A 25,928-nucleotide genomic window follows, 5' to 3' on the forward strand; every position below is an offset into this window, starting at 1 on the left:
TGGCACGGCCACGACCAGTGGCCTCGCTGGTGAATATTGTCGCCTTCCAAACATGCTGAATCCAAAGCACTTCGAGTTGAAGAGGAACTCCATGAGCACAGCGATTCTCGTCGCACACGTACACCCTGCCGATCCGTCTTCGGAGGACGCGTTCAACCGCTGGTACGACGACGTGCATATTCCGCAGGTCGTCGAACGAGTGCCTGGAGTTGTCTCCGCCTCCCGATTCTTCCTGGCGGATGTGCAGTTGCTGCCCGAGGATGCATTGCCCGCGCGCCGCTACCTGAGCATCTATCAACTCGACACGGAAGATCTCGCGGGCACGGCGCAGGCGTTGGGAAGTGCTTTGGGCGACGGGACTCTCGACATGTCCGAGGCCATCGCGACTACCGGCGACACCGGACCCGAATTGCTTTTCTACGTCCCGACCGAGAACTGAAGGGGAACGCTGACATGTCCGATCTTCTCGCGAACAAAGTTGCAATTGTCACCGGCGCAGGTGCCGGAATCGGCGCCGCCATTGCCCGGGCATTCGGGGCGGAGGGCGCGAGCGTCGTAGTCTCCGACATCAACGGTGACGCAGCACAGGCAGTGGCGGACTCGATCGACGGAGCTATCGCTGTCACCACTGATGTCACCGACGAACAGCAGGTCAAGGATCTCGTCGCCAGGGCGGTCGACGAGTTCGGCGGACTGAACGTCGTAGTACCCAACGCCGGCATCGCCACCACGACTCCGCTGATCGAGACCTCGTTCGAGGACTGGCGGAAAGTCATGTCGGTCAACCTCGATGGAGTGTTCTTGACCATCCGTCATTCGCTACCCGCGCTCGTCGCATCCGGAGGCGGTTCGATCGTGAACATCTCGTCGATCTCGTCGACCACCGGGTCGCCCTTGATCGGTAGCTATGCCGCCGCCAAAGCAGCAGTTCGCAATCTCACCGAAACCCTGTCAGCCGAACTTCGCTTCCACGGAATCCGAGCCAATGCCCTGCTACCCGGATTCATCGACACAGACCTGGTCAAGAGTCACCAACAGGATTTCGAGAACGCACTCGGCCTCGAGTCCGGCGGCTTCGACGACCTGATGGTCACGAAGCAAACCCGCTACGGCCGGACCGAGGAAGTTGCCGCCGCAGCAGTGTTCTTTGCGAGCGACCAGTCGTCGTGGTGCAACGGCAGCAGCCTGGTTCTCGACGGAGGGTTCACCGCTTCTCTCCTCTGAGCAGCGGAACCCTTTCCGAACGTCACCCGAAATCGTCAATCGTGCGAGGATCCACACCATGACCAACCGTGCTGTATACGTACTTCCGCCTGGAGGGTTGAACAACCTCGAATCGAGGACGATCGAGACGCCAGGGCCAGGTGCGGGTGAGGTGACGGTCGCGATCCGCGCGAATTCGCTCAACCACCACGACTACCTCGTGGCGACCGGCGAGATACCGACCGACGGCCCTCGCATTCTGTTGTCCGACGCAGCGGGTGAGGTAGTTGCCGTCGGCGACGGCGTCACACAGTTCGGGGTCGGGGACCGTGTGATGAGCACCTATCTGCCGCATTGGCGCAGCGGTGCACCGGATTTCGACGGATTCGGAAATTCACCCGGTGACGGCGTCGACGGGTTCGCCCGTGACACCTTCACCGTGCCGGTATCGGCAGTGACGTCGATGCCGCGAAACTACACGTACGAAGAAGCCGCTACCTTGCCCACTGCGGGCTTGTCCGCGTGGCGTGCATTGTTTGCCGGCGTCCCGATCATCCCAGGTTCGTCGGTGTTGATTCCCGGGACCAGCACGGTAGCGCTGTTTGCCGTCCAGCTTGCCAAAGCTGCTGGAGCTCAGGTGATCGCAACCTCCTCGGCTGCCGACAAGATGGCTCGATTGACCGAGCTCGGTGCCGATCACGTGGTCAACTACCGTGAGCGCCCGGACTGGGGATCGGAAGCGATGCGGCTCAGCGGCGGGATCGACCTTGTGCTCGACGTGGGCGGGCCGTCCACCCTCGGTCAATCTCTGGCGGCAGTCCGACCAGGCGGCCGGATCTGCGCGCTGGGCATCATGAACGGCCCGTCGTCGTCGATCGACCTGACTTCGCTACTGACCAAACAGGTCACCATCGAAGGTGTTCTGGTGGGCAGTCGTGCACATCAGGAGGAGATGGTTGCAGGGCTGGAGAGCCTCGCGCTTCGTCCCGTCATCGATTCGTCGTACCGTCTGGACGATCTTGCCGAGGCGTTCGAGCAGCAGAAATCCGGGCAGGCCTACGGCAAGATCGTCATCACAAACCCTTGATCGCTTGCCGGTCCCAATGGGGATCGGTGAGGATTTCCGCCGAGTCGCCGACAAACGCACGTCCGGCAGTCTGGTCGCCGCTGAGGGCGAACCTCAGCCACGCGGTCAGGTAACCCCGGAATCCTTCGCCGTCGGCGGCCCAATTGTGGCCGACGCCAAGTAATCTGCCCCGGACCGCCGGTGCTGCGGTTTTGTCGAAGTACTCAGCTTGTGGATCGGCGGTGGAGACCGGATCGTCGGCGCCGGTCATGAAGAACGTCGGCCCGGTCAACTTCGCCACGTCGATGACATCGACAGGTCGCGAAGCCCACCACGGGTCCGGCAGGTCGAGCACCGCAGTGGCGGTGATCAGATTCGCCGACTGCGTTGCAGCGTTGATCGCGCCGCCTGCCCCCTGGGAGTGCCCGACCGAGGCGATGTTGTCGGTATCGATCCTCTGGTGAAAAATGCTCTCAGCGTTGGTGTTCTGATCGACGAGGTACTGAGCGGCGCCCAAGATTTCAGTACCGTCGCCGGTCACACTGCTGTCGGCCACCACAACAACAAAACCCCACGACGCAAAGTGTCGGAGGAGGGCCTCGTACTCTTCGAACGTCGCGTAGCTGCCGTTGCCGAACGTGATGACGGGATGCCGCTTGCCATCAGCGGACAAGTCGGCTGGGTAGAACAATTGGTATCCGGGAACCGAATTGGCCGCGACCTCGTGCGCACCCTGGGCTGCGTACAGATCGCTGATCGACTCCGATGCGATGGATTCGGTAGTCGCGGCTTCGGGAGCGGCCGGAACCCCCGCACTGGCGTGTGTGACGGCGCCCGATAGTGCCAGAACAAAAGATGCGGTCACGACGGTGATCGAATGTGTGGTCCGAGAAGGCATGGGTACAAGTATGTCTTGTACCCATGCGATCAGTCAGGCCGAGACGCGCGTGGGCTGCTCTTCGCCGACCCGGCCGCGGATGAAGAAGATGGCAACTACGCCGAAGGCGACCAGCACGACAGTGAGCAGTGTGGCGATCGTGGTGGCTCCGCTGGCACCCGTCGTCACCGAGGTGTCGAGCCCGCCGGTCGAGAGAATGGTGGTGGGGTCGGTGAGGCCGTGCAACACGATTGCGGCCCAGATCGTGCCCGTCACGCGCATGGTCAAGTACATGCACATTCCGAATCCGAAGGTGTAGACGACGGTGGCAAGGACTGTTGCCAGTTCCATTCCCGCGATGAAGTTCACCGTGTGCATGAGTGCGAACAGTAGGGACGACACAACAGCGACGAAGCGTTCTCGGTGGCCGGCATCACGAAGCATCTTCACTGCAATACCTCGGGTGACCAATTCCTCTGCGAGACCGACACATACACCGAGGGCGATCAACGAGACGATTTCGCCGGCCGACCACGCGCTCCAGTCGGTTCCGGCCAGGTGGGCAGCGATGGCGGCAACGACGATAATCGGCCCGATCCACATCCAGCCGCGTCCGCGTACCGGTTGAGGACCGAAGATACTGCTGAGCCAGCCGACCTTGACCGTGAAGATCAGCAACGCAACTGCACCGATCGCGATGGGCAACATGACGCCGAAGATGATGCTCGAGGCACTCGAGACCACGTTGTCCGTGTCGATCTGGTCGGCGAAAACACGCGAGATCACCTGCCCGGCGGCAAGGTAGAAGACCAAATAGGCAACGATGAGAAGGAGCAACTTCCACAAAGTGGGTCGACTCCAAAAACCCGACTTTTCGGGAACAGTATTGGTCATTGTCAGATCGTAAAGGCAACCACACGAAATCACGCGGTACCGTCTATTCGGACAGCAGCGAACACGAAGGCAGGACGCAGAAGACATGTTGGAAGTCGACTTGAATGCACTGGACACGGCATTGGCGGCAGGTGAGCCGCTGATCGACGTCCGTGAGCCCGACGAGTTCGCTCAGGTCCGAGTTCCCGGTGCGGCGCTCATTCCGCTCAGCGAATTCGTCTCTCGCGTCGGTGAAATTCCGGACGCGGAAACGGTGTACATCATCTGCGCCGTCGGTGGCCGTAGCCTGCAGGCCGCGGAGTATCTGCAGGCCCGTGGCATCAATGCCGTTTCGGTGGCCGGTGGAACAATGGCGTGGTACCAGTCGGGGCGCCAGGTCGAGACCGGAGCCTAAGACACAACTGATGGGGGCAGTTCCCGTTTCGGGAGCCGCCCCCCACCGGTCACTTTCGCCAGAACAGGTGATGCGTCACGCCGCTCGGGCTCGGCACGATTTCGAGGTTGAAGCGGTCGCGCAACTCATCAGGTGTCTCCCACAGGCGTAGACCGGATCCGAATTCGATCGGGCAGACAGCGATGTGCATCGTGTCGACCAGATCGGCGTCGAGGAATTCACGGATAGTGCTGACCCCGCCGCCGAGTCGAACGTCCTTGCCCTGCGCTGCCTCACGTGCCTGCTCGAGGGCCGTCGCCGGGTCAGCGTTGACGAAGTGGAATGTCGTGTCCGATAGCGTGAACGACGGCCGCACGTGGTGGGTCAAGACAAGAACCGGGGTGTGGAACGGTGGCTCGTCGCCCCACCACCCCTGCCACTCGAGATTCTCCCAAGGGCCGCGGTATGGTGCGAATTTGTTGCGGCCCATGATTTCGGCACCGATGTTGTTGGAGAAGTCCCGCGTGAAATAGTCGTCGATGCCTCGGCTGCCGCCGGGATCGGTGCGATTGGGCCAGCTCGCTGTAGCTCCCGCCCACGCAAACATTTCACCGTGGTCCAGGCCGAACGGGCTCTCGAAGCTTTGGTCCGGACCGCAGGCTATTCCGTCACTGGAAACGCTGAAATTCTGTACTCGTAATAACTGACTCACCATGTACTCCCGCTCTCGACAATGGTCTACGTGAGTACAGACCGTACGGCGAGGCAAAACTCATCGGTGCCAATTCATGCAGCCGCGGGAAGAGCTCCACTGCGGATCGATCGGACGGTCCGCACCGCGACGGTTGCCCAGATGGGGATCAGCACGGTCAGCAGGGCAAGTGCGATTCCCAGAATCAGTGTCGAACCGGTGGCGACTCCGAAGGCATTCGCTCCGACTGCACATGCTCCGATGGGGAAGGTGAAGCTCCACCAACCGAGCGAGAAGTCCAAGCCGCGGCGCAGTGCGTGGATGGTCACGGTGGTGACGGTGACAAATGCGATGACGCCGATGATTCCGACGACGGTTCCGTATGCGATTCCGAATTCGTGCAGGGTGTCGGCGTGCTCGGTACTGAGTGCATGCCGTGAGGCGGCGGCCAACAGGTTGGATGCTGCGATCGACTGTCCGATCACGCCCAACGGAATCCACAGCGAGGGAATGGCATTGAACGGGATCACGTCGACGCCGGCCGAGCGGTTGCGTGCGAACTGCCTCGCGACGGCTATCAGAATGCCGATAGCGGCGGTCAGTGCCAGAGCGAACAGGATGTAGCAGAAGATCAGTACCGCGATGCGCGGAGCGCCTTCGGGCATGTGGGTGCTGACCGCTGCGCCGGTGGTGGCCGAGACCATCGGTGGTACGACGGGCATCAGCCAGAACGGCATTGCCGTCGCCATCCCAGCATCTCGAACGAGACGAATCATCATCACGACGTAGGTGACCAGGCCGAGTGCCGTGCCGAGTATCCACAGAGTCAGCGAGACGGTGATCGCCACGTCGTGGCCGAGGAAGTCCGGCCCGGTGATGCCGGTTGCCGATCCCACGGTCAGTAGGGCCATGGCGACGGCTCCGTAGAACGGGAACATCGCGGGACTGTGCAGGTAGGCGAGGGCCTGACATCGATGTTGTGACCAATGGGTGGCAAATGCGCCGATCAAGGCGCACAGTACGAGAACCGCCAGAACCCAGAAGATTTCCGAGACCAGCTTCAAGCCTTCGATCTCCGGTTCGAGCGAAGCTGCGGCCACCGAGACGATTCCCGTTCCCATCGCTGCCGCGAACCAGTTCGGGGTGATGTGGGCGAAGGTGGGACTCGTTGTGGTGGTCATGTATTTCACTGTCGTCTCATCCGGTTCGTACCGGTAGGCCGGTTGTCCTTGAATGCCCACAATCTCGCCTTGTGGGTCTAATCTTGGTCTATGTCGTTGTCTCCTCGGGTGCCGGAACTCAGTGCCCTCGACGTCCTGCTTTCCGTAGGGCGTCTAGGCAGCATGGGCGCTGCCGGCCGGGAGCACGGACTCAGTCAGCAAGCGGTCAGCGCCCGGGTGCGTTCGGTCGAACGGCAGCTCGGAATCAAGGTTTTCGATCGAGCGGCGACCGGTGTTCGTCCCACCGCCGAGGGCGGTCTGATTCTCGAGTGGGCAAGTCACATCCTCGTCAGTGCCGAGGAAATGGCATCGGGAGTTGCCGCACTTCGCGGTGAACGCGACGCTGCCGTCACAGTTGCCGCCAGCATGACCATCGCCGAGTATCTGGTTCCCGGATGGACGGTCGCGATGCGGCACAAGTTCCCCAACGTCGTGGCGTCGGTGAGCTTGCACAATTCCTCGGATGTCTCTGCTCAAGTGCAGGCAGGCCAGGCCGATATCGGATTCGTCGAAGGTCCGGATGTGCCGTCGGCGCTCGCGTCGTGCGAGGTGGCGCGTGATCACCTCGTCGTGGTTGTGCCGCCGGGACACGACTGGGCCAATGGTGTGCCTGTTCCGGTTGCGGACCTCGCACGCACGCCGCTGATTCAGCGCGAGTCAGGGTCAGGGACGCGTCTGACGCTCGAGAATGCTGTTCCCGATTGTGTGCCGCCTTTGCTCGAGCTCACCTCGTGCACCGCAGTCAAGGCTGCGGTGGTGGCAGGCAACGCGCCCGCCGTTCTGTCGTCGTTGGCCGTTGCTGCCGACCTGACGGACGGCCGACTGGTCGCGGTCAACGTCGACGGCTTGCGGATGCCGAGGCGACTCCAAGCCGTCTGGGATCCCGATCGCGGATTGCGCGGTGCGGCAAGAGATTTCCTCGACATAGCGCTCGGCTCCAACACCGCTGTTCACTCGCGTTGACGGCTGCGGCTGACGGGAACGGCTGCTATCGGACGGTGTCGATCCCCGCGAGGATGAGATCGATGCCTGCCAGAAACTGTTCTCGGTCGTCGTGGTCGCGCAATTGCGCCGTCACCTGATTGAGGAACGGGTACTTCGCGGAATCGAGTTCTTCCCACCGCTGCGCGACGGTGGCGAGGAAGGCGGACCGATCTGTCTCGCGGGGGAGGAGGCGGGCGCCCGCGGCATACTGTCCGGCGAGGCCGAGCACGTAGCTCAGGAGTGCGGACGCGCAATCGAACTGTGCCGGTTGGGGAACGCCGAGTGCTTGGAGTTGCCCTCCCAGACTCTCGAAGATCTGCATCACCGCTGATTGCCACGGCTCGCGAGAGAGTTGGGTGCCGACCCACGGGTGCGCGTCGATCGCGTCGAACACACCGAGAGTGATGATCCGGATCGCCTCCCGTGGGGTTGCGCTTTCGGTTCCTTCGGTGGTCACGCGGGCGATGACGTCGTCGGTCGCCGCGGCGAGCAGTTCGCTCTTGTTGGCAACGTGCCAGTAAATCGCCCCGCTACCTGTTGCCAGGCGTGCGGAGAGTGCGCGAAATGTCAGCGCAGCTTCGCCCTCGTCGTCGAGGATCTCGATCGCAGCCTCGACGATTCGCTCCTTCGAGAGCGCGTCCGTACGTCGTTCGGTCCGCTGATTCCTGGTCGCCATGCGCACCATCTTGACATATCTGGAACGCCGTTCCAAGATGGTCACTGGAACGACGTTCCAATAGAAGGCTGAAAGGAAACAAACATGAGCAACTCGATAACGATCATCGGGGCGGGCCTCGGCGGTCTGACCCTCGCGCGCGTCCTCCACGTTCACGGAATTCCGTCGAAGATCTACGAGGCGGAACCGTCGGCAGAAGCTCGCACGCAGGGCGGCCAACTCGACATCCATGAACACAACGGTCAGGCGGCGCTCGATGCTGCCGGCCTCATCGACGAGTTCCGCGCGATCATCCACGAGGGCGGTGCCGCGTCGCGCGTACTCGATCAACACGCCGCTGTACTCCTCGACGAACCCGATGACGGCACGGGAGTCCGTCCTGAAGTGCTGCGCGGAGACCTCCGACGGATCCTGCTCGAATCCCTTCCGGACGGCATGATCGAATGGGGACGCAAGGTCGACAGTGTCCGCTCGCTCGGCTCACGGAACACCGCCGACGAGCGCGCTGACGGCCGACACGAACTGACCTTTGCCGACGGTTCGACGGTGACTACCGACCTCCTCGTCGGCGCCGACGGTGCCTGGTCGAAGATCCGCCCGTTGCTCTCCGATGCGAAGCCCGAATACGTCGGCACGACGTTCGTCGAGACGTATCTGTACGACGTCGACGAGAAGCATTCGGCTGCAGCCGAGGCAGTCGGTGACGGGGCGATGTACGCGCCCGCACCAGGAAAAGCGATCGCCGCGCATCGAGAGGCGGGAGATATCGTGCACACCTACGTCCAGTTGAACCGTACGGCGGAGTGGTTTGCCGGTATCGATTTCACCGACGGCGCTGCTGCGACAGCGCGGGTCGCGGCCGAGTTCGACGGTTGGGCAACGGAACTCACTGCGCTGATCACAGACGGCGAAACCGCTCCGATTCCGCGCGCGATCCATGCACTTCCCGACGAGCACCGATGGGATCGCGTGCCTGGGGTCACGCTCCTCGGTGACGCGGCACATCTGATGGCTCCGTCCGGTGAGGGTGCGAACTTGGCCATGTTCGACGGCGCCGAACTGGGAAGGGCGATCGCCGCGCACCCGGACGACATCGAAGCGGCACTGAGCGGCTACGAGGAAGCGATGTTCGTGCGCAGTGCATCCGAGGCCGCTGACTCGCACGTGATCCTTGATCTCTGCCTCGGTGAAGGCGCACCGTATTCACTGGTCGACTTCTTCACCGGCGCTGCTTCCGTATCCGGATAATGGGCAGTTCTGTGGCACGACGGTTACGCGGTCGATGTCGAAGCGATAGCCGAACATCCCGAATACCGGGGAGCGACCGTCGTCGACCTTGCCCGAGAAATTGCCCGCGGCAGGCGACTGACGCCTGCCGTACTGGGGCTCGCACGGAGCGCGTCCTTCGATCCGCAGGACGTCAAAAGGGTCTGGCACTACATTGCTCGATTCGGCGGCAGGGCGTAGAACTGGGCATTCGCGTATCGCTGCCCGTCGACGACCGCCGGTTCCGGGACCGCACATCGGTCCGAAGGGCGCGGTGAGGAAAGAGTGATTGATACGCAACATCGAGCATGAACTCCCGAAACAACTGCATCCGAAGATAGAAGTCGACCTTGATCCTCGGTCGAAGGGATGCATGAATCGATGGGCGCTCAACTCACCACCACCAGTGTCGACACACTCTGCGCGTACTGCGGGGTCGGCTGTGGTCTTGTCCTCGACATCATCACCGATCCGGAGACGGGACGCCGGAAGGCTGCGAAGTCTTCCGGTCTGAAGACACATCCCACCAACTTCGGGCGTCTGTGCACCAAAGGGGCCACGACCGCAGACATGCTCGCAGGTCCAGGGCGAATGGACTCTGCATATCGCCGTCCGCGCCGAGGGGATGCGATCGAAGCCGCGGACATGGACGCCGTCATCACTGACACCGCCCAGCGTCTACGGGCAATCATCGACGAGCACGGCCCCGACGCATTTGCGTTGTACGTGTCCGGGCAGATGTCTCTCGAAGCCCAGTACTTGTCGAACAAGCTGGCCAAGGGATTCATCGGGACCAATCAGATCGAATCGAATTCCCGGTTGTGCATGGCGAGTGCCGGCACCGGCTACAAACAGTCTCTCGGGGCCGACGGACCGCCCGGTTCCTATCAGGACTTCGAACACGCCGACGTGTTCTTCGTGACCGGCGCGAACATGGCGGACTGCCATCCGATCCTCTTTCTGCGGATGCAGGAGCGGATCAAGGCAGGCGCGAAGTTGATCGTCGTCGACCCTCGACGCAGTGCCACCGCCGACAAGGCGAACTTGTTCCTGCAGATCGCTCCCGGCACCGATCTCGCGCTACTCAACGGACTACTCCACCTGCTCGTCGTGAACGGCCACACCGACCCTGACTTCATCGCCGACTTCACCGAAGGCTGGGAGGTGATGCCCAGTTTCCTCGCGGAGTACACCCCGGAGAAGGTCAGTGAGATCACCGGTATCCCCGAAGCCGACATCCGCACTGCAGCGCAGTGGATCGGTGAGGCTGCAAACTGGATGAGCTGTTGGACAATGGGTTTGAACCAGAGCACCCACGGCACGTGGAACACCAACGCCATCTGCAACCTTCACCTTGCGACCGGTGCGATCTGCAAGCCCGGCAGCGGTCCGTTCTCGCTGACCGGGCAGCCGAACGCCATGGGTGGGCGTGAAATGGGCTACATGGGTCCAGGTTTGCCCGGCCAGCGTGCAGTGATGGTCGACGCCGATCGCGAATTCGTAGAGGAGAGGTGGGGGATCCCGCAAGGCTCGCTGCGCACCGACATCGGCGGTGGCACCATCGACATGTTCTCCCGCATGGCGGCGGGTGACATCAAGGCATGCTGGATCATCTGCACCAATCCCGTTGCAACGGTAGCCAACCGAAAGACCGTTATCGACGGCTTGGAGAAGGCTGACCTCGTCATCACCCAGGATGCGTTCCTGGGCACCGAGACCAACGAATACGCCGATGTTCTGCTGCCCGCCTCACTGTGGACAGAGTCCGACGGAGTGATGATCAATTCCGAACGCAACCTGACGCTCTTTCAGCAGGCACTGGATCCGGTCGGGCAGGCGCTGCCTGATTGGCAGATCATCGCCCGGATCGCCTGCGAGATGGGGTATGTCGAGGCGTTCACCTACACCTGTGCCGAAGAGGTGTTCGAAGAGATCAAGCAGTTCTGGAATCCGAAGACCGGCTACGACTTACGCGGCGTCACCTACGAGCGCCTCCGCAAGACATCAATCCAGTGGCCGTGCCCGCCAGACAGTGATCAGGACCGTCATCCCATCCGATACGTCAATAACGGTGTCAGTCAAAGGCTCCTGATCCGCGAGGACGGCAGCACTCCGCGGCTCGCATTTCCCACCGCCACTGGCCGTGCGATGTTCTTCGCACGGCCGCACATGCTTCCCGCCGAAATGCCCGACGACGACTATCCATTCCTGCTCAACACCGGTCGTCTCGCGCACCAGTGGCACACCATGACCAAGACGGGCAAGGTCGCCAAGCTGAACAAACTCAACCCAGGTCCCTTCGTCGAGATCCATCCCGACGACGCCGCCAGGCTCGGCGTCGTCGACCAGGATGCGATCGAGGTTGCCTCACGCCGCGGTCGCGCTGTGCTTCCCGCCGTCATCACCGACCGAGTGCGTCCGGGGAACTGCTTTGCCCCATTTCACTGGAACGACGCCTTCGGCGAATATCTGTCCATCAACGCTGTCACCAACGACGCCATCGATCCAGCCTCGCAGCAACCGGAGTTCAAAGCCTGTGCTGTCACTATGACGAAGGTCGCCGTGAACACACCTGAAACAGTGCTCGCCGAGGCGCCGCTGGTGGCTTCCGCGCCAGCTGATCGGGCTTTGTCGCGAACCGATGTCCTCGCGGATGTCATCGGTCAAACAGGAACACCTGCAGTGGTATTCGATGCGCTCCAGCAGAGCTACCTGGCCGGTCTTCTCGCCGCGTTGCGTGCGGACGCTGATCGCACTGCCGGGGTACCGACGTTGCCGTCGACGGCGCCGTTCGATGCCGAAAAGCGGATGTGGGTCGACGGGGTATTGGCCGGCCTGTACTCGCGAACCTCGCTCCCTGACACCGACGGGCCCGCGTTGTCCTCGGCTCCGAGCATTGCGACAGAACGCGCGCCGATCGTGGTGCTCTGGGCATCGCAGACCGGAAACGCGGAAGAATTTGCCGCCGCCTGCGCTGCTCGCCTTGGGGAAGTTGGCTTGCCCGTGGTGATGCATGCAATGGACGAGTTCCCGGCCGCCGACCTGGCGGCCACCCGAGAGGTCCTGTTGATCACCAGTACCTCCGGTGACGGCGAATCCCCGGACAACGGCAGCGGTTTCTGGGATGCGTTGGCTGCTGACACGGCGCCCCGCATGGCCGAGACACGGTATGCAGTCATCGCTTTCGGTGACTCGAACTATGACGACTTCTGTGGGCATGGACGAAAGCTTGACGCCCGCCTTGGTGAACTGGGGGCCAGTCGTATCGTCGATCGCGCCGACTGCGAGCCCGATTTCGAGGACACCGCTGCTGGTTGGCTGGACTCTGTCACGGCTGAACTTCAGCGCTCGGCGGCTGGTGAGACGGCCGACGTCGTCGTTGCAAAGAAGAATTCTGGGACAACCGTTGCGGCCACGCCGATTTCACCGGCGATGTCGGCGCCGCTGCAGTACAACAAGAAGGCGCCGCTGACCACAGCCTTGACGCGCAATGTCGTGCTCAACCGGCCAGGCTCTTCCAAAGACGTGCGGCAGTTGGGCTTTCACCTTCCGGACGACACGGTCAGTTACGAAGCTGGCGACGCTCTCGGAGTCTGGCCCCGAAACAGCTCTCCGTTTGTCGACGAGTGGCTCACCCTCACCGGCCTCGACGGTGAGGAGGTCGTCGAACTGGGGCAGTACGGCGATATGACCCTGCGTGCCGCGCTCACCGAACGCCTGGAGATCACTCGAATCTCGAGCGAGATGATTCGGTTCGTGCATCAACGAACTCGCGACGCGGACCTCGCCGAGTTGATGAAGCCGGAGAACATCTCCACGCTCAAAGACTGGTCGTGGGGACGACAGTCCGTCGACGTACTTGCGCAGTCGCCCGTTCGTGCCTCGACGGACGAATGGCTCTCCCTCCTCAAACCGCTTCAGCCGCGGCTGTATTCGATATCTTCCAGTCCGAAGGAGAACCCACGCGAAGTGCAGCTGACGGTGTCCGCGGTGCGCTACAACGTCGCGGGTGTCCCACGGCGTGGGGTGTGCTCGACCTACCTCGCAGACCACGCCCACGATGATGACATCGGCATCTTCGTGCAGAAGTCGACCCATTTCCGGCCACCGTCCGATCCCGAAACCCCGATGATCATGGTCGGTCCGGGAACCGGCATCGCGCCGTTCCGTGCTTTCCTGCATGAGCGTCGGGCATTGGGGCACACGGGCCCGAACTGGCTGTTCTTCGGGGAACAGCACGCCGCGACCGACTTCTACTACCGCGAAGAAATCGAAGAATTGCGGAAAGACGGATTCCTCACCGAACTCGACCTCGCATTTTCCCGGGATCAAGCCGACAAGGTCTACGTGCAGGACCGGATGCGTGAGCGCGGTGCGCTGCTGTGGGAGTGGTTGCAGAAGGGCGCCCACTTCTACGTCTGCGGCGATGCCAACCGGATGGCCAAGGACGTCGACAGTGCCCTCAACGGGGTGGTCGCTCAACACGGAAAACTGGCACCTCGTAGTGCGGAGGCGTACGTGAAGGCACTCTCGGCCGAGAAGCGGTACGTCCGAGACGTCTACTGACGTCGATCAGACGGCGCCCTTGAACCCGTGCTGACGCCACGCCTCGTACGTCACGAGGGCGGCAGCGTTGGACAGGTTGAGGGACCGGCGTCCGGGAAGCATCGGGATACGCAGGCGCTCGGTGATGTGTTCGTCCGCCAATACCTCTTCGGACAGTCCGGTGGGCTCGGGCCCGAACAGCAGGACGTCGCCGGGTTGGTAGGCGATATCGGCATAGGACGTGGTCGCGTGCGCGGTGAAGGCGAACACGCGCGCGGGCGTGACGGCTTCCCACGCCGCAGCAAGGTTCTCGTGGACCGTGACAGTCGCCAGATCGTGGTAATCCAAGCCTGCGCGCTTGAGTTTCGGCTCCGACAAGTCGAACCCGAGAGGCCCGACCAGGTGGAGTTCGCAACCGGTGCCCGCGACCATGCGGATCGCGTTTCCGGTGTTGGGTGGGATGCGGGGCTCGTGGAACATCACTCGGAACACTCGAGGAACTGTACCGGGCGTCGTATCGGTGCCCGCGTCCGTGAGAAGACCGGTCGGGAAGTGTGGGCGAATTGGTAACAAACCGGCCAGTCCGTGCGAATCTATTTCCGGCACTCTTCGCAGAACGGACATTTTGATGAACCCTCCCGCCGGTTGGAACCCCGACCCCTTCGACCCCACGATCGACCGTTACTGGGACGGTCAGCAGTGGACTGCACAGACACGGCCCAAGGGCGTCGACGCACCCACTCAAGCCTTCGGCACTCCCACCCAGGTCTTCGGTGCTCCCGGTTCGCCGGTGCCGGACGCAAACGCCGAGGAAGGCAAGACGCGGCGTAAGTGGCCGTGGATCGCCGGCGCAGCAGTCGTGGGGCTGGTTGCCATCGCCGCGGCGACGGGCGCGGGCAAGTCGGAAGAATCAACGACGCCTGCTGTGACCTCTTCCACGACAGCGGCGGCGACGACAACCAAAAGCACGGTCCCGTCGACGACGAAGACCACGACGTCGTCCCTCTTGCCGACGACGACAACGATCGTGCCGCCACCAACGACGACAACCGTGGCAATCGTGCCGCTGGTTCCGCAGGTTCCGGTAACCACGACTACGCCGTACGTTCCGCCCGCCCCGGCGTACACCCCGCCGAAGACAACGGAACCCGCGTACGTTCCGCCGCCGGCAAAGGTGCCTGATGCAGGGGTGTATTACGCCAACTGCTCAGCGGTGCGAGCGGCTGGTGCTGCCCCGATCTACCGCGGCGATCCCGGCTATTCGTCCAAGCTTGATCGTGACGGTGACGGCGTGGCCTGCGAGACCTAGGCGATCGAAGCGGTGTCGGTGCGGCGGGGCAGTATGGACGGCATGCTCCCCGAAGAATCCGACGACGTCGTCGGCGAAGACTATTCAGACGCGCGGCTGGCCGGGCAGAAGTGGCGTCAGCGCACTTTCACCAATTGCAATTTCCGAGATGCCGACCTCACCGGACTCACGACGGAGTCGGTGGTGTTCACGGATTGTGATTTCACCGGCACCGATCTGGGGGAGTCCGTGCACACGGGAACGGCGTTTCGCTCCTGCAATTTTGCTCGGACCAGCCTGTGGCACAGTACGTTCCGAAACTGCAGTCTGCTCGGGTCGACGTTCGACGGTTGCCGTATCCGGCCGTTGACGCTCGACGAAGTCGACTTCTCGTTGACCTCACTCGGTGGGGCGGACCTGAGGAAGATCGACTTCACCTCATGCCGATTCCGTGAAGCGAACCTGGTTCGGGCCGACATGCGGGGCGCGGTGCTGGCGTCGGCGGATCTGTCCGGTGCTCGTACGGGTGGACTCAAACTCGAAGGTGCAGATCTGCGCGGCGCGCGGATCGATCCGAGCCTGTGGACGTCCGCATCCGTCGGAAACGCGCAGATCGAGTTGATGCAGGCGGTGGCTTATGCGTCGGCGCACGGTCTTGTCGTAGACATGAAGTAGAGGCGCCTAGCTCTCCACGCGCTCCTCGAGGCGCACTGTCACCATCTCGCCGGTCTCCTTGCCGATGGCCTTGCGAAGATCGGCTTTGACCGGCAGCTTGTGGTTGCCGTCTCCCAGCGCCATGAACGAACTCTGGAACGGATGTCCGTCGATCGTCCCGCGTACCTTGACCAGGCCGCGGGTGCCGAAGAACTCGGCGGACTCCGGCCAGATCACGTAGGTCCACCCACCCTTGGCGTCACTCTTCTGCAAGGTGGCCGTGAATTCCTTGTCCAGCAACATGATGACTGTCCCTTCGGGTCGTACCTTGTGATCAGCGGATGAATTCCCGTGCGAGCAGATCCATCAGCAGTCCGTCCTTCCACACACCATGGCGATCTCGCGAGTACTCGCGCATCACCCCGACGTCTTTGAACCCCACCGATCGGTAGCAAGCGATGGCGACGGAGTTGTCGACTTCCGGGTCGATGACCAGACGGTGGAATGCGAGGTCGTCGATCAGGTGGGCACACAGCACCCGAATCGATTCGCGACCGAACCCTTGGCTGTGAAAGTCGGGATCGAGGAACAAGTCGAGCCCGGCGTGGCGGAAGTCGGGGTTGTCCTCCGCCTCGTACCACTGGATGAAGCCGATCAGGCGGTCGCCGTAGAAGATGCTGTAGCGCGTGGTGCCGGCCTCCGGCGCTGCAGGCCAGTCGTCGTCGGGATTTTGCCACCACTGCACGACGTCCGGGTGCAGGTGAATTGCCCGCAGACGGGCGTGATGATCGGGCGCGACGGGGGAGAGGAGCACCCTCGGGCCGCGTAGTTCCGGAGCCGTTGTCACTCATCGACCCTAACCTGGAACAATGGTCGCCGTGACTGCAACGATCCTCGACGGCAAAGCTACCCGCGACGAAATCTTCGAAGACCTGAAGGTGCGGGTGAGCGCTCTGAAGGCAGAGGGCATCACACCCGGCTTGGGCACCATCCTGGTGGGCGACGACCCGGGATCCGCGGCTTACGTGCGCGGCAAGCACAACGACTGCGCCAAGGTCGGTATCAATTCTTTGCGACGCGACCTGCCTGCCGACATCACGCAGGAACAGCTCAACGCGACGATCGACGAGCTCAATGCCAATCCCGAGTGCACCGGCTACATCGTGCAGTTGCCGCTCCCCAAGCACCTCGACGAGAACGCGGCCCTCGAGCGTATCGACCCCGACAAGGATGCCGACGGCTTGCATCCGGTCAACCTCGGTCGACTGGTGTTGGGCAAGGAAGCCCCGCTGCCGTGCACCCCACGTGGAATCCTCCACCTTCTGCGTCGCTACGAGGTCCCGATTGCCGGTGCACACGTGGTGGTTGTCGGACGCGGCGTCACGGTCGGTCGTCCGATCGGATTGCTGCTGACGCGTCGTAGCGAGAACGCGACGGTCACGCTCTGCCACACCGGTACCCGCGATCTCGCGGCCGAGGTTCGCCGCGCCGACATCATCGTCGCTGCCGCCGGCGTTCCCGGCCTCATCACCGCAGACATGGTCAAGCCCGGGGCAGCGGTTCTCGACGTCGGCGTCAGTCGCACCGACGACGGCCTGCGCGGCGACGTCGCAGCCGACGTGAACGAGGTCGCCGGCTTCGTCTCACCCAACCCCGGTGGTGTCGGACCGCTGACCCGCGCGTTCCTGATCACCAACGTGGTCGAGCGCGCCGAGCGGGTTCTGGCCGGAGTCTGAGTCCGATGTCCTCACTGGTCGGTCTCGCGAAGAAGAATCTGCCCATGCTCGCGGTCCTCGCCGTGATCGCGGCGGCCGTGGTTCTCGTGCTGGCCGACCGGTGGCGTCGCGGCGCCCTCGTCTTCGGTGTTGCCGTCATCATCGGAGCTGCCGCTCGGTGGTTCGTTCCCGAGAATCGTGTCGGGTTGCTCGCGGTGCGTGGAAGGGTCTTCGACACTGCGGCGATGGGTGTGATGGGTGTGTTGATCGCGACGCTCGCCCTGACCATCGATCCGCTCGGCACCGACTGAGAAGATCAGTCCCCGTAGAACGAGCGAATGTCGATATCACTCAAGGGGATCCACTCCGGTGAATCTGTAGATGTCGACTTCTTTCCAGCCTTGACCGGTGCACTTCGCAACGTCACCGCAAGTGCAGGTTCCTCGTCGATTCGCCCGGCCAGGGCGTAGATCGCGGCGAGATGGTGAACGCACGGCGAGCGTCGACCTGAGCAGTCGCAGCTGGCAGCGCACTCCGAAAGATCAACGGCTACTGCGATATTTCGAGCCTGCAGTTCGGTGACGATGCTGTCCGGCAGTTCGCCGGTGGAGACGGATCTGTTGGCCTTTCCAGCCGAACGGAGAAGGCTCTTCACTGCGGCGATTTCGGATTTGGTCCAGAGCGGGACACCAATTGTCACCGACGAGGTTTTTGCTTTGGTGCTCACCTCCGCGACGACGGTCCCCGATGAGACCACGGTGAACTCCACGGAACCGTTGCGTGCGAGGGTACGGGCCGTCGGCAGGGACGGGTTCGGACCGGATGCCGCGGTCCGCTCCACCGTGCGCAGCCATGCTCGACCCCAAGCGGTGACACCGAATTCGTTGGCCATCAGATGATCACCGCGCCGTCGAGTTCGAGGAGTTCACGCAGTTCGGTGTCGGGTAGATCAGCCAGGGCGGCCTCGACGTTCCCGGAAACAGCATCGGCCACAGCTCGTTTGGACTCGTGCATCGCTGCGATGTGATCCTCGACGGTACCGCCCGTCACCAAGGTGTGGACGTTGACGGTGCGCTTCTGGCCGATGCGGTGTGCCCGGTCGGTTGCTTGATCCTCGACGGCTGGGTTCCACCACCGGTCGTAGTGCACGACGTGACTTGCGCGCGTGAGGTTGAGGCCGAAGCCGGCGGCGCGCAAGCTCAGAATCAGAACCGGTGGTGAATCCGTGTCGTTCTGGAATGCGTCGACCATCGCGTCGCGCTTGTCGGTGTTCAGGCCGCCGTGAAGGAAGGGGATTGCGCCGATTCCCAACTCGGAGCCCAGGTGCCGCGAAAGCATCTCGCCCATCGTCCGGTACTGCGTGAATATCAGCGCGCGATCGCCGTCGTCGACGATCTCGGCGATCATTTCCGTTGCGCGGTCGAGCTTTCCGGATCTTCCGTAGAGGTCATCCGTATCGCCGGTGACCTGCGCCGGATGATTGCATACCTGCTTGAGGGTGGTCAGCAGCGCGAGGATATTGCCGCGCCGGGCAGTTCCCGTACCCAAACCGGTGTCGAAAGCATCTGCAACTGCAGACCGATAGATGCGCGCCTGTTCCGACGTCAGAGTGCACGAGACGGTGGAAAATTGCTTGGGCGGAAGATCCTTGGCCACTGTGTCTTTGGTTCTGCGCAGAATGAACGGATCGATGACCGCGGCAAGCCTGGTCGCCGCGGTGGCCGATCGACCGGATTCGATCGGTACGGCAAAGCGTTGACGAAACCGTGCGCGAGTTCCGAGGACTTCGGGATTGGCGACGCGAAAGAGCGACCACAATTCTTCGAGACGGTTCTCCACCGGCGTGCCGGTCATCGCTACCTTGACGTCGGCCGACAACTGCATTGCTGCTTTCGCTGCCAGCGAAGAGGGGTTCTTGATCTGCTGTGCCTCGTCGAAGACCACTGAACTCCAATGGATCGGGGCCAATTGGTCTGCGTCGGAACGCAAGACGCTGTAGCTGGTCAGCACCGTGGTGCCGGCAGGAACACGAGTGGGAAGTGCGCGAGCGGTCCCGTGATGAACGTGCAGTGGCAGATGCGGAGCGAATCGCTCGATCTCGCGGCGCCAGTTTCCGATGACCGAGGTGGGACACACAACCAGGTGTGGACCGTCGTCGGCGCGGATCGCGATCATCGAAATCGCTTGCAGTGTCTTGCCCAAACCCATCTCGTCGGCGAGGATTCCACCGCCCGAACCCGACAGTGCAGTCAGCCAGGCAACTCCGTGCACTTGATACGGGCGCAATGTCGCCTGAATCTTTGCTCGGCGAAGACTCTCCACGGCTGCGCGCGCTTCCGTGAACAACCGCACCGTGGACCGGGCGCTTCTGATTTTCGTGTCGTCGCGCTCGATCGCGGCATGCGCTGCAGTCGGAATGTCATGTGCGCCGGTGTCGATGACGCGCTTCCATGCGAGCAACGACGGTCCGAGGTCGTCGCGACGTGCATCGAGGGTGTGCAAGGCGTCGATCGCGGTGGCGAGGTCGAGCAGTTGCGCTTCGACGTCGGTCGCTGTGATCGACTCGTCGACCGGGATCGCCAGCCGGCAGATGCCCGGCGATCCCGTCGGCATCCCCAGCGCCGACAGGCGCGCTGTCGGATCTGGGTCACCCCAGAACGCGAAGGACATGTGCTCGGGAATGTACGTAGCCTGCAGGCGCGTCGAGCATGGCTGATTCACGTTCGCCGATGCTAGCCGCGCCGGCTCAGGTATGCCAATGAAAATGTCGGGGAAACCTGCAGATCAGCTGTGGTTTTCCCGACATTGACGGATCCTGAAATTGTGCCTCTGTGCCGGATCAGCGGGCCGTGCGTGCGAACTCCATCGTTCGGCGAAGCAGTCCGGCGACAGCGTCCGCCTCCGTCAGGAAGCCGTCATGGCCGTCTCTGGACTTGAGAATCTCGAGGCCCGTGCACGTCGAAATGCCGTCCGCGATCTCCTCCTGCAAACGAAGGGGATACAGTCGATCCGAGTCCACGCCGCCCACGACGACCGGCGCCGTGATCGATGCCAGCGCCGCTGCAACGCCGCCGCGTCCACGACCGATGTCGTGCCGGTTCATGGCTTCGGTCAGGAGGACGTACGTGCTCGGGTCGAAGCGGTCGACCAGCTTGTCTGCCTGATGTTCCAGATAACTCTGGACGGCGTATCGTCCACCGTTCCAAGGATTTTCGTCGTTCTGAGCGGAGTTCTCGAAGCGTGCATCCAGTTCGGACTCGGTGCGGTACGTCAGGTGCGCGATGCGACGGGCGATCCCGAGTCCGGCGCGAGGTGCCCGCCCCGTTCCGTGGTAGTCACCGCCCTGCCAATCCGGATCGGAGACGATGGCAGCGATCTGCGTCGTCTGGGTGCCGATCTGATCTGCAGTGGCCCGTGAACCGGTTGCGAGAACCAACGCGGAGCGAATGCTGTCCGGGTAGGAAACTGCCCATTCAAGGGTGCGCATCCCGCCCATGGATCCGCCGACTACCGAGGCCAACTGGTCGATCCCGAGGAGATCGACGAGCTTCTTCTCCGCCGCGATCTGATCCCGGATGGAGATCTCCGGGAACCTGCTGCCCCACGGCTTGCCGTCGTCGGCCAGCGAACTAGGACCGGTCGTGCCGCGACAACCACCGAGGACATTTGTTGCGATGACGCACCATTCGCCGGTGTCGATCGGTTCGCCCGGCCCAACCATCCCGTTCCACCAGCCGGGGGAGGGCTGATTTGCGGAGATCGGTCCGGTGACGTGTGAGTCTCCGGTCAGTGCGTGCTCGACGAGTACGACGTTGTCGCGGTTCGGGGACAGCTCACCCCACCGCTGAACGGCGAGCGAAACCGAGGGGAGTACCGCGCCGCTCTCGAGTTCCAGGGCGCCGATGTCGACGAACCCCACCTGGCCGTCGGGCGGGGGAAGGAGGTCGATCCTGGGCTCCAATTCGTTCACGGTCACGAGTTTGCCACCGCAGCCAGGCCGACGGTGATATCGGCGAGGATGTCGTCGATTCCTTCGATACCGACCGCGAGGCGGACGAGTCCGGGCGTGACACCGGAGGCGAGCTGCTCTTCGGGGGTGAGCTGCGAGTGTGTCGTCGAGGCGGGGTGGATGACGAGTGAGCGAACGTCACCGATGTTGGCGACGTGGCTGTGCAGCGTCAGGGCGTTGACGAACGTCTTGCCCGCATCGATACCTCCGGGCAGCTCGAAGGTGACGATGGCGCCGGTTCCCTTGGGCGTCAGCTGCTTTCCGCGTTCGAACCATGGCGAGGAGGGGAGTCCCGCGTAGGAAACGGAGGCCACCTCGCCGTGGCCGTCGAGGAATTCGGCGACCTTCTGGGCATTGGACACGTGACGCTCGATGCGCAGGCTCAAGGTTTCGATGCCCTGCGCGATGAGGAACGCGTTGAACGGCGCCACGGCGGAGCCGAGATCGCGCAGCAGTTGGACGCGCGCCTTGAGTGCGAATGCCGGCGCGCCGAGGTCTGCGAAGGTGACGCCGTGGTAGCTGGGATCAGGCGTCGTGAAGTTCGTGTGGCGACCCTGCGTCCAATCGAAGGTGCCGCCGTCGACGATCACGCCGGCGATCGCGGTGCCGTGTCCGCCAAGGTATTTGGTGGCCGAGTGAACGACGATGTCGGCGCCGTGTTCGAGTGGGCGGAGCAGGTACGGCGTCGCGACTGTGTTGTCCACGATCAACGGAAGACCGTTCTCGTGGGCCAGCGACGAGATGCCGGGGAGGTCGAGGATGTGGTTCTTGGGATTAGCGATCGTCTCGCCGTAGAACGCCTTCGTGTTCGGGCGAATGGCTTCGCGCCACTGCTCGAGGTTGTCGGGATCTTCGACGAAGGTGACTTCGATGCCCAGCTTGCGAAGGGTGTAATGCAGGAGGTTGTACGTGCCGCCGTACAGGTACGGGCTCGAGACGATGTGGTCGCCGCCTTCGGCGATGTTGAGGATCGCGATGGTTTCGGCAGCCTGGCCCGAGGAGAGGAGGAGTGCGGCGACTCCGCCTTCGAGGGCGGCGATGCGCTGTTCGACGGCGTCCTGTGTGGGATTCATGATCCGCGTGTAGATGTTGCCAGGCTCGGCGAGGCCGAACAGTGCCGCAGCGTGATCGGTGCTGTCGAAGACGTAGCTGGTGGTCTGGTAGATCGGCAGAGCGCGCGCATTGGTGGCGGTGTCCGCTGTCTGCCCGGCGTGCACCTGCTTGGTCTCGAACGACCAGTTCGCGGTCGGATCAGAAGTTGCTGAGGCGTCGGCTGTGTTGTCGGTCATGATTTGTTCACTCCAGTGGTCTGACGGATAGATGTCGGACGGGGGCGAAGGATCGCCGCCCCGTGCTGGGGTCTATCTACAAGTGCGACACATACTGAGTTACCTCCGTGGGGCTCGGCCCGGTCTGGGGTCCGTCCCTGTCGGACCCGCGCTTGTCACCCGAATTGCGGTGGAACTGCGTGAGCAGATCCACGTCGGGAAACCTGGTCATCACCCGGGGCACCCCACCGCGGTTGGAGGGTTGCCGTCCAGCGAGCCGGGGCTTGACGCTGGCACTCATGACCAAGTCGGATTCTACCGGGAAGTGAGCGCAGTCCTGACGCGGGGCGAATTGTGAGCCGCAACCGCACGCGAGACAGAGCGACGCAGCCCACTAGCAGGCAAAAGTTACTCGCGAGTAGAGACCGATGGGTGGACCTGCCGGTTGCGGCCTCACGGGTTAGCAGTACGCTTGTCTTGTTTGGGACTCATCTCCCGAGATCAGTCCACACCGTCTAGGTTTGATAATCGAACCGTTCGCGGACCCACTCACAAAGTGTGACCGCAACCGTGTAACCAGGGAAACTTCCTAGGAGGACGCGAAGCACCCATGTCCAAAATCAAGGTTGAGGGCACCGTCGTCGAACTCGACGGCGATGAGATGACGCGCATTATCTGGCAGTTCATCAAAGACAAGTTGATCCATCCGTATCTCGATGTGAACCTCGAGTACTACGACCTCGGTATCGAGTACCGCGACGAGACCGACGACCAGGTCACCATCGACGCAGCGCACGCGATCCAGAAGCACGGCGTCGGCGTCAAATGCGCCACGATCACGCCGGACGAGGCACGTGTCGAGGAATTCGGTCTCAAGAAGATGTGGCGTTCCCCGAACGGAACGATCCGCAACATTCTCGGCGGCACGATCTTCCGCGCACCGATCATCATCTCCAACGTTCCGCGACTCGTTCCGGGCTGGACCAAGCCGATCATCATCGGCCGTCACGCATTCGGCGACCAGTACCGCGCCACAGACTTCAAGGTCCCCGGCCCCGGCAAGGTGATGATCACCTACACGCCTGAGGACGGCAGCGCACCGATCGAGCACGAACTGGTCAACTTCCCCGAAGAGGGCGGCGTCGTCCAGGGGCAGTACAACTTCACCACGTCCATCCGTGACTTCGCTCGCGCGTCGCTCACCTACGGACTGCAGCAGAACTACCCGGTGTACCTGTCCACCAAGAACACCATTCTCAAGGCGTACGACGGTGCCTTCAAGGACATCTTCCAGCACGTCTACGAGACCGAGTTCAAGGCTGAGTTCGATGCCGCAGGTCTGACCTACGAGCACCGCCTCATCGACGACATGGTCGCTTCCGCACTCAAGTGGGAGGGTGGATACGTCTGGGCATGCAAGAACTACGACGGCGACGTCCAGTCCGACACCGTGGCCCAGGGCTTCGGCTCGCTCGGCCTCATGACGTCGGTTCTGCTGACACCGGACGGAAGGACCTGTGAGGCAGAGGCTGCTCACGGCACCGTGACGCGTCACTACCGTCAGCACCAGCAGGGCAAGCCCACCTCGACCAACCCGATCGCGTCCATCTTCGCGTGGACCCGCGGACTCGAGCATCGTGGCAAGCTCGACAGCACCCCTGAGGTCATCGGCTTCGCGCAGGCGCTCGAAGACGTTGTCATCAAGACCGTCGAAAGCGGCCAGATGACCAAGGACCTCTCGATGCTGGTCGGCGGCGATCAGGGCTACCTGACCACCGAGGAGTTCCTCGGCGCACTCGACGTGAACCTGCAGAAGGCCATGGCCGCGAAGTAGATTCACTGTTTCACCTTCTGATGGGACGTCCGGGAAACCGGGCGTCCCATTTGTGTTCGCGGTCTCACGTGAGTGAACTCACCCGCTCTCACTTGGAAGTTCAACCAGGTGTGAGACCACAATTGATCAGTGACTTCGTCTACCCTCTCCCGTTCTGACACCTCGACACCCGGGGTTCGTTCCGCCAGAGGTCCAGCGATGCTCGCTCTTGCCCTCGGCGGTTTCGGTATCGGCACAACCGAGTTCGTCGCCATGGGATTGCTCCCGGAAATGGCATCCGGGCTCGGCGTCTCGGAACCCATCGCGGGTCACGTGATCTCGGCGTACGCGCTCGGGGTTGTCGTCGGTGCTCCGCTGATCGCTGCTCTCACCGCACGGGTACCGCGCCGCACCCTGTTGATCGCACTCATGGTCGCATTCACCGTCGGCAATGCCGCTTCGGTCTTTGCGCCCTCGTACACGACGCTGATGATGGCTCGATTCGTCGCCGGATTGCCGCACGGCGCGTACTTCGGAGTCGCCGCACTGGTCGCCGCTCATTTGGCCGAACCAGGTAAACGCGCGAAGGCCGTGGCGATGGTGATGATGGGTCTGTCCGTGGCCAATGTGATCGGGGTGCCGGTCGCGGCCTGGATCGGCCAGGCACTCGGCTGGCGCAGCGCCTTCGCCTTGGTCGCCGTGATCGGGGTGGCAACCGTTGCTTCGCTGTTCGTCTGGATTCCGCGGTTGGACGGTATGCCGGTGACGAATCCGATCACCGAACTCGGGGCGCTGGGCCGCGTTCAGGTGTGGATGACCCTGATCGTGGGAATGGTCGGATTCGGCGGGATGTTTGCCGTCTACACCTACATCAGTACGACGCTCACCGACGTGTCCGGTCTCGGTGCTTCGTTCATTCCTCTGGCGCTCATGCTGTACGGACTGGGCATGGTCGCCGGCAACTTCGTCGGTGGATACCTCGCGGATCGCGCACTGATGAAGGGTTTGTTCCTGTCGATGGGATCCCTCGTGGTGATCCTCGCGGTCTTCGTGATCGCCGTGCGCAATCCGTACACGGCGCTTGTCTTCGTCTTCCTCATCGGGCTTGCCGGGTCCTCGATGGTTCCTGGCCTTCAAACACGGTTGATGGATGTCGCCGAGGACGCTCAGACCTTGGCGGCGTCTCTCAATCACGCCGCGCTGAACATCGCCAATGCCTTCGGAGCGTGGATCGGCGGCGTCGTCATCGCGGCCGGTTACGGGTACACCGCACCGGCAGCGGTTGGGTCGCTGCTGGCCGTCGCGGGTCTCGTCGTGCTGGCGGTTGCGGTGATTCTGCAGCGTAGGGCCGTGCGCTGACCTGGGCGCCCATCCGCGTCGGTGGAA

26 protein-coding genes and 1 riboswitch are annotated in these 25,928 nt (G+C 62.8%); of the genes, 13 read left to right on the top strand and 13 right to left on the bottom strand.

Translation table 11 applies throughout. From position 1 onward, the window contains the following. Nucleotides 1-91 precede the first annotated feature (91 nt). The 3 genes from FEZ59_RS26300 to FEZ59_RS26310 are packed head-to-tail and all read left to right on the top strand — an operon-like array spanning nucleotide 92 to nucleotide 2,290. Nucleotides 92-439 carry a hypothetical protein gene (locus FEZ59_RS26300; protein WP_007727425.1) on the top strand — a complete coding sequence of 116 codons (348 nt, stop codon included), beginning with the start codon at nucleotides 92-94 and terminating at the stop codon, nucleotides 437-439. A 14-nt stretch (nucleotides 440-453) separates the two neighbouring features. Then, nucleotides 454-1,224 carry a glucose 1-dehydrogenase gene (locus FEZ59_RS26305; RefSeq protein ID WP_172933421.1) on the top strand — a complete coding sequence of 257 codons (771 nt, stop codon included), beginning with the start codon at nucleotides 454-456 and terminating at the stop codon, nucleotides 1,222-1,224. Between the two features lie 58 nt (nucleotides 1,225-1,282). After that, nucleotides 1,283-2,290: an NAD(P)-dependent alcohol dehydrogenase gene (locus tag FEZ59_RS26310; RefSeq protein WP_172933422.1), complete on the top strand. Its 1,008-nt coding sequence runs from the start codon at nucleotides 1,283-1,285 to the stop codon at nucleotides 2,288-2,290. Here the strand turns inward: FEZ59_RS26310 and FEZ59_RS26315 are convergent. Both FEZ59_RS26315 and FEZ59_RS26320 read right to left on the bottom strand, forming a co-directional pair. Then, the gene (locus tag FEZ59_RS26315; RefSeq protein WP_172933423.1) at nucleotides 2,277-3,167 is read right to left on the bottom strand and encodes an alpha/beta hydrolase; all 891 of its coding nucleotides are present in this window, start codon (nucleotides 3,165-3,167) and stop codon (nucleotides 2,277-2,279) included. The genes FEZ59_RS26310 and FEZ59_RS26315 overlap by 14 nt on opposite strands. Before the next feature lie 33 nt (nucleotides 3,168-3,200). Continuing rightward, the gene (locus FEZ59_RS26320) at nucleotides 3,201-4,040 is read right to left on the bottom strand and encodes a CPBP family intramembrane glutamic endopeptidase (protein WP_031330946.1); all 840 of its coding nucleotides are present in this window, start codon (nucleotides 4,038-4,040) and stop codon (nucleotides 3,201-3,203) included. Nucleotides 4,041-4,125: 85 nt separating this feature from the next. On the opposite strand from FEZ59_RS26320, the gene FEZ59_RS26325 reads away from it, so the two are divergent. Beyond that, nucleotides 4,126-4,434 (top strand): rhodanese-like domain-containing protein, encoded by a 309-nt coding sequence (locus FEZ59_RS26325; protein ID WP_019747641.1) that lies wholly within the window; start codon nucleotides 4,126-4,128, stop codon nucleotides 4,432-4,434. Nucleotides 4,435-4,483: 49 nt separating this feature from the next. Here FEZ59_RS26325 and FEZ59_RS26330 read toward each other — a convergent pair whose 3' ends face one another. Next, on the bottom strand, nucleotides 4,484-5,125 hold the full coding sequence (locus FEZ59_RS26330) for a dihydrofolate reductase family protein (RefSeq protein WP_172933424.1): 642 nt from the start codon (nucleotides 5,123-5,125) through the stop codon (nucleotides 4,484-4,486). A 74-nt stretch (nucleotides 5,126-5,199) separates the two neighbouring features. Beyond that, nucleotides 5,200-6,285: a TDT family transporter gene (locus tag FEZ59_RS26335; protein WP_044480105.1), complete on the bottom strand. Its 1,086-nt coding sequence runs from the start codon at nucleotides 6,283-6,285 to the stop codon at nucleotides 5,200-5,202. Between the two features lie 90 nt (nucleotides 6,286-6,375). Between FEZ59_RS26335 and FEZ59_RS26340 the strand changes: the two genes are divergently transcribed. Further along, nucleotides 6,376-7,287: a LysR family transcriptional regulator gene (locus FEZ59_RS26340; protein WP_019747644.1), complete on the top strand. Its 912-nt coding sequence runs from the start codon at nucleotides 6,376-6,378 to the stop codon at nucleotides 7,285-7,287. 25 nt (nucleotides 7,288-7,312) lie between these two features. On the opposite strand, the gene FEZ59_RS26345 is transcribed toward FEZ59_RS26340, so the two are convergent. Next, nucleotides 7,313-7,993 carry a TetR family transcriptional regulator gene (locus FEZ59_RS26345; RefSeq protein ID WP_172933495.1) on the bottom strand — a complete coding sequence of 227 codons (681 nt, stop codon included), beginning with the start codon at nucleotides 7,991-7,993 and terminating at the stop codon, nucleotides 7,313-7,315. 75 nt (nucleotides 7,994-8,068) lie between these two features. On the opposite strand from FEZ59_RS26345, the gene FEZ59_RS26350 reads away from it, so the two are divergent. Then, nucleotides 8,069-9,232, top strand: coding sequence for an NAD(P)/FAD-dependent oxidoreductase (locus FEZ59_RS26350; protein WP_069145848.1), 1,164 nt, complete (start codon nucleotides 8,069-8,071; stop codon nucleotides 9,230-9,232). Here the strand turns inward: FEZ59_RS26350 and FEZ59_RS26355 are convergent. After that, nucleotides 9,188-9,421: a hypothetical protein gene (locus FEZ59_RS26355; protein WP_172933425.1), complete on the bottom strand. Its 234-nt coding sequence runs from the start codon at nucleotides 9,419-9,421 to the stop codon at nucleotides 9,188-9,190. The two genes, FEZ59_RS26350 and FEZ59_RS26355, sit on opposite strands and share 45 nt — an antisense overlap. Before the next feature lie 210 nt (nucleotides 9,422-9,631). Between FEZ59_RS26355 and FEZ59_RS26360 the strand changes: the two genes are divergently transcribed. After that, complete coding sequence (locus tag FEZ59_RS26360) at nucleotides 9,632-13,816, top strand: bifunctional nitrate reductase/sulfite reductase flavoprotein subunit alpha (protein ID WP_069146063.1); 4,185 nt, start codon at nucleotides 9,632-9,634, stop codon at nucleotides 13,814-13,816. Between the two features lie 6 nt (nucleotides 13,817-13,822). Here the strand turns inward: FEZ59_RS26360 and FEZ59_RS26365 are convergent, their stop codons facing one another. Beyond that, nucleotides 13,823-14,287, bottom strand: coding sequence for a tRNA (cytidine(34)-2'-O)-methyltransferase (locus FEZ59_RS26365; protein WP_019747649.1), 465 nt, complete (start codon nucleotides 14,285-14,287; stop codon nucleotides 13,823-13,825). A gap of 136 nt (nucleotides 14,288-14,423) precedes the next feature. Between FEZ59_RS26365 and FEZ59_RS26370 the strand changes: the two genes are divergently transcribed. Both FEZ59_RS26370 and FEZ59_RS26375 read left to right on the top strand, forming a co-directional pair. Beyond that, complete coding sequence (locus FEZ59_RS26370; protein ID WP_020969120.1) at nucleotides 14,424-15,104, top strand: excalibur calcium-binding domain-containing protein; 681 nt, start codon at nucleotides 14,424-14,426, stop codon at nucleotides 15,102-15,104. A 33-nt stretch (nucleotides 15,105-15,137) separates the two neighbouring features. Continuing rightward, nucleotides 15,138-15,758, top strand: coding sequence for a pentapeptide repeat-containing protein (locus tag FEZ59_RS26375; RefSeq protein ID WP_003940770.1), 621 nt, complete (start codon nucleotides 15,138-15,140; stop codon nucleotides 15,756-15,758). A gap of 6 nt (nucleotides 15,759-15,764) precedes the next feature. Here the strand turns inward: FEZ59_RS26375 and FEZ59_RS26380 are convergent, their stop codons facing one another. Continuing rightward, complete coding sequence (locus tag FEZ59_RS26380; protein WP_020969121.1) at nucleotides 15,765-16,040, bottom strand: DUF1905 domain-containing protein; 276 nt, start codon at nucleotides 16,038-16,040, stop codon at nucleotides 15,765-15,767. A 31-nt stretch (nucleotides 16,041-16,071) separates the two neighbouring features. Next, nucleotides 16,072-16,584 (bottom strand): GNAT family protein, encoded by a 513-nt coding sequence (locus FEZ59_RS26385; protein ID WP_069145850.1) that lies wholly within the window; start codon nucleotides 16,582-16,584, stop codon nucleotides 16,072-16,074. Nucleotides 16,585-16,615: 31 nt separating this feature from the next. Between FEZ59_RS26385 and FEZ59_RS26390 the strand changes: the two genes are divergently transcribed. Both FEZ59_RS26390 and FEZ59_RS26395 read left to right on the top strand, forming a co-directional pair. Beyond that, the gene (locus FEZ59_RS26390; protein ID WP_007727401.1) at nucleotides 16,616-17,473 is read left to right on the top strand and encodes a bifunctional methylenetetrahydrofolate dehydrogenase/methenyltetrahydrofolate cyclohydrolase; all 858 of its coding nucleotides are present in this window, start codon (nucleotides 16,616-16,618) and stop codon (nucleotides 17,471-17,473) included. 5 nt (nucleotides 17,474-17,478) lie between these two features. Further along, complete coding sequence (locus FEZ59_RS26395; RefSeq protein ID WP_003940740.1) at nucleotides 17,479-17,763, top strand: DUF3017 domain-containing protein; 285 nt, start codon at nucleotides 17,479-17,481, stop codon at nucleotides 17,761-17,763. Between the two features lie 5 nt (nucleotides 17,764-17,768). On the opposite strand, the gene FEZ59_RS26400 is transcribed toward FEZ59_RS26395, so the two are convergent. The 4 genes from FEZ59_RS26400 to FEZ59_RS26415 form a co-directional block, all read right to left on the bottom strand. Beyond that, nucleotides 17,769-18,344 carry a hypothetical protein gene (locus tag FEZ59_RS26400; protein ID WP_172933426.1) on the bottom strand — a complete coding sequence of 192 codons (576 nt, stop codon included), beginning with the start codon at nucleotides 18,342-18,344 and terminating at the stop codon, nucleotides 17,769-17,771. Next, nucleotides 18,344-20,173 (bottom strand): DEAD/DEAH box helicase, encoded by a 1,830-nt coding sequence (locus tag FEZ59_RS26405; RefSeq protein WP_238076683.1) that lies wholly within the window; start codon nucleotides 20,171-20,173, stop codon nucleotides 18,344-18,346. The genes FEZ59_RS26400 and FEZ59_RS26405 overlap by 1 nt, the downstream gene beginning before the upstream one ends. 118 nt (nucleotides 20,174-20,291) lie before the next feature. Then, nucleotides 20,292-21,428 (bottom strand): homoserine O-acetyltransferase, encoded by a 1,137-nt coding sequence (locus FEZ59_RS26410; RefSeq protein WP_021343641.1) that lies wholly within the window; start codon nucleotides 21,426-21,428, stop codon nucleotides 20,292-20,294. After that, nucleotides 21,425-22,750 carry a bifunctional o-acetylhomoserine/o-acetylserine sulfhydrylase gene (locus tag FEZ59_RS26415; RefSeq protein ID WP_060938831.1) on the bottom strand — a complete coding sequence of 442 codons (1,326 nt, stop codon included), beginning with the start codon at nucleotides 22,748-22,750 and terminating at the stop codon, nucleotides 21,425-21,427. The genes FEZ59_RS26410 and FEZ59_RS26415 overlap by 4 nt, the downstream gene beginning before the upstream one ends. A gap of 143 nt (nucleotides 22,751-22,893) precedes the next feature. Next, nucleotides 22,894-23,034, bottom strand: a riboswitch (SAM riboswitch). Nucleotides 23,035-23,339: 305 nt separating this feature from the next. On the opposite strand from FEZ59_RS26415, the gene FEZ59_RS26420 reads away from it, so the two are divergent. Next, nucleotides 23,340-24,563: an NADP-dependent isocitrate dehydrogenase gene (locus tag FEZ59_RS26420; protein ID WP_019747659.1), complete on the top strand. Its 1,224-nt coding sequence runs from the start codon at nucleotides 23,340-23,342 to the stop codon at nucleotides 24,561-24,563. A gap of 198 nt (nucleotides 24,564-24,761) precedes the next feature. Further along, nucleotides 24,762-25,901: an MFS transporter gene (locus tag FEZ59_RS26425; protein WP_020969127.1), complete on the top strand. Its 1,140-nt coding sequence runs from the start codon at nucleotides 24,762-24,764 to the stop codon at nucleotides 25,899-25,901. Nucleotides 25,902-25,928: the final 27 nt, after the last annotated feature.

This window comes from Rhodococcus sp. MS13, assembly GCF_013277835.1.
Lineage (GTDB): Bacteria > Actinomycetota > Actinomycetes > Mycobacteriales > Mycobacteriaceae > Rhodococcus_F > Rhodococcus_F erythropolis.

What these genes read in the sequence shown, in the direction of transcription:
- FEZ59_RS26300 (WP_007727425.1), top strand. Translation starts at nt 92, where the DNA reads ATGAGCACAGCGATTCTCGTCGCACACGTACACCCTGCCGATCCGTCT.
- FEZ59_RS26305 (WP_172933421.1), top strand. Translation starts at nt 454, where the DNA reads ATGTCCGATCTTCTCGCGAACAAAGTTGCAATTGTCACCGGCGCAGGT.
- FEZ59_RS26310 (WP_172933422.1), top strand. Translation starts at nt 1,283, where the DNA reads ATGACCAACCGTGCTGTATACGTACTTCCGCCTGGAGGGTTGAACAAC.
- FEZ59_RS26315 (WP_172933423.1), bottom strand. Translation starts at nt 3,167, where the DNA reads ATGCCTTCTCGGACCACACATTCGATCACCGTCGTGACCGCATCTTTT.
- FEZ59_RS26320 (WP_031330946.1), bottom strand. Translation starts at nt 4,040, where the DNA reads ATGACCAATACTGTTCCCGAAAAGTCGGGTTTTTGGAGTCGACCCACT.
- FEZ59_RS26325 (WP_019747641.1), top strand. Translation starts at nt 4,126, where the DNA reads ATGTTGGAAGTCGACTTGAATGCACTGGACACGGCATTGGCGGCAGGT.
- FEZ59_RS26335 (WP_044480105.1), bottom strand. Translation starts at nt 6,285, where the DNA reads ATGACCACCACAACGAGTCCCACCTTCGCCCACATCACCCCGAACTGG.
- FEZ59_RS26340 (WP_019747644.1), top strand. Translation starts at nt 6,376, where the DNA reads ATGTCGTTGTCTCCTCGGGTGCCGGAACTCAGTGCCCTCGACGTCCTG.
- FEZ59_RS26345 (WP_172933495.1), bottom strand. Translation starts at nt 7,993, where the DNA reads ATGGTGCGCATGGCGACCAGGAATCAGCGGACCGAACGACGTACGGAC.
- FEZ59_RS26350 (WP_069145848.1), top strand. Translation starts at nt 8,069, where the DNA reads ATGAGCAACTCGATAACGATCATCGGGGCGGGCCTCGGCGGTCTGACC.
- FEZ59_RS26360 (WP_069146063.1), top strand. Translation starts at nt 9,632, where the DNA reads ATGGGCGCTCAACTCACCACCACCAGTGTCGACACACTCTGCGCGTAC.
- FEZ59_RS26370 (WP_020969120.1), top strand. Translation starts at nt 14,424, where the DNA reads ATGAACCCTCCCGCCGGTTGGAACCCCGACCCCTTCGACCCCACGATC.
- FEZ59_RS26375 (WP_003940770.1), top strand. Translation starts at nt 15,138, where the DNA reads ATGGACGGCATGCTCCCCGAAGAATCCGACGACGTCGTCGGCGAAGAC.
- FEZ59_RS26380 (WP_020969121.1), bottom strand. Translation starts at nt 16,040, where the DNA reads ATGTTGCTGGACAAGGAATTCACGGCCACCTTGCAGAAGAGTGACGCC.
- FEZ59_RS26395 (WP_003940740.1), top strand. Translation starts at nt 17,479, where the DNA reads ATGTCCTCACTGGTCGGTCTCGCGAAGAAGAATCTGCCCATGCTCGCG.
- FEZ59_RS26400 (WP_172933426.1), bottom strand. Translation starts at nt 18,344, where the DNA reads ATGGCCAACGAATTCGGTGTCACCGCTTGGGGTCGAGCATGGCTGCGC.
- FEZ59_RS26415 (WP_060938831.1), bottom strand. Translation starts at nt 22,750, where the DNA reads ATGACCGACAACACAGCCGACGCCTCAGCAACTTCTGATCCGACCGCG.
- FEZ59_RS26420 (WP_019747659.1), top strand. Translation starts at nt 23,340, where the DNA reads ATGTCCAAAATCAAGGTTGAGGGCACCGTCGTCGAACTCGACGGCGAT.
- FEZ59_RS26425 (WP_020969127.1), top strand. Translation starts at nt 24,762, where the DNA reads ATGCTCGCTCTTGCCCTCGGCGGTTTCGGTATCGGCACAACCGAGTTC.